The sequence below is a fragment of the Mesorhizobium sp. M7D.F.Ca.US.004.03.1.1 genome, assembly GCF_003998635.1.
Lineage (GTDB): Bacteria > Pseudomonadota > Alphaproteobacteria > Rhizobiales > Rhizobiaceae > Mesorhizobium > Mesorhizobium loti.
On sequence record NZ_RZQG01001124.1, the window covers coordinates 1 to 1,715 of the forward strand.

General features: G+C 65.8%; 2 pseudogenes. One reads left to right on the plus strand and one right to left on the minus strand.

The window, feature by feature from the left end:
* Positions 1-1,435, plus strand: a pseudogene (locus EN935_RS34625) (chain-length determining protein); the annotation flags it as partial.
* Positions 1,436-1,484: 49 nt separating this feature from the next.
* Here the strand turns inward: EN935_RS34625 and EN935_RS34630 are convergent.
* Positions 1,485-1,715: pseudogene (locus tag EN935_RS34630) on the minus strand (GNAT family N-acetyltransferase); the annotation flags it as partial.

The window sequence follows — 1,715 nt, forward strand, 5'->3', positions numbered from 1 at the left end:
TGCCGTGCCAGAGGTTTTGTCATCGGATCTGATCCAGCGCTTGCGCGAGCGCCAGGTCGAATTGCGCTCCAACATCGCCGATCTGTCGACGACGCTGCTTGGCAATCATCCGCGTATTCGCGCGCTGAAATCGCAACTGGCCGATCTCGACGCACAGATCCGTAGCGAGGCCCAGAAGATCATGAAAGGCCTGTTGATGCAGGCCGAGACGGCAAAGGCCCGCGAGAACCAGCTTGTCGCAGACGTCAACACGTTGAAGGCGGCTTCGGCGCAGGCCGGTGAGCAGCAGGTCGATCTCGACGCGCTGCAGCGCGACGCGACTGCCAAACGGCAGCAACTCGAACTGTATCTGACCAACTACCGCGAAGCGGCTTCGCGCCAGGATCGCAACTATCTGCCGGTCGACGCCCGGATCGCCTCAAAAGCGTCGGTTCCCTCCGAGGCCTATTTCCCGAAGGTCGGGCCGATCGTTGGCGCCGCTTTCGCCGCATCGCTGCTGATCATGGCTATCGTGACGCTGCTGCGGGAGCTGTTTTCAGGCCGCGCGATGCGGCCGGCGACCGGTTCCCGCTTCGAGCGGATCGACGAGGTCGCGATGCCACATGTCGCGCAGGCACCTGATAAGGTCGCAATGCCGGCTGTCCGCGCGGAACCCGCGATCCCTCAGGATTCTGTCGTTCGTCAGGAAATGGGGGACCGTCTGGCTGAAGCGGAGGCCGAGCTCCACACGGCCACGATGCCCTACAGGGCCGAGGCGACTGATAGGGGTGCGATGCCCGATGCGGCGACCACCGAGCAGACGGTTGCCGAGCCCGAACCGGTGCGTTCCACCCTGGGCGAGATCGACATCGAGAAGGCTGCCGAAAAGCTGATCGCCAGCGGTGCGGCGCGCGCCATATTCGTCTCGCCGGAGGGCGACGAGGCGGCGGCATCGGCGATCCTGGTGGCCCGCGAGGTCGCGGACGCCGGCCTGCGCGTGCTGTTGCTGGACCTGACCGCTTCGGGGGCGGCCTCGCGGCCGATGCTGGACAGCGGGCTTTTCCCCGGCATCACCAATCTGCTCGCTTCGGAAGCGCAGTTCAGCGACGTCATCCACGCCGATCTCTATTCGGACTGTCACGTCATTCCGGTCGGCACCGCCGATCCGGTCCGCGCCATGCGCGCCGCCGACCGGCTGCCGATCATCATGCAGTCGCTGACAACGGCCTATGATCTGGTCGTGGTCGAATGCGGACCGGCCGACGCGCAAGGCATCAGCCGTCTGGCCGGCGATGCCACCGAGGTCTTTCTCTCCATGCTGGAGCCGGACGACGAGGTGACGCAGGCCGCGGTCAGGCTGATCGAGAATGGTTATCCCGACCTGACGCTGGTGACGCCGCTCGGCCACGAACCGCCCGGCAATCCGGTGCCGGGACGGCGCACAGCCGCCGCCTGAGAGAGCCGCGGATCGCTTGGCGGAGGCCTGTTCGGGCGGCGTCTGATCTCTATCCCAGTTCCAGGGTCGTTACGCCGAACAGCCGCTGCGGCCCAAGCTTCGGAGCCGGGCCCTTGTACATGCGGGTGGTGGCGAAGGTCGGCGCAAAGCCGCCCGACTCGAGTGCGGCTATGAAACCGATATTATCGGCGGGGACGTCGATATGCAGGTCGCCGCTCCCGCAGGCACCAGCCAGTCCGTCCAGCAATTGCAGGGCGATTTCCAGGTCGTCGGCAAACAG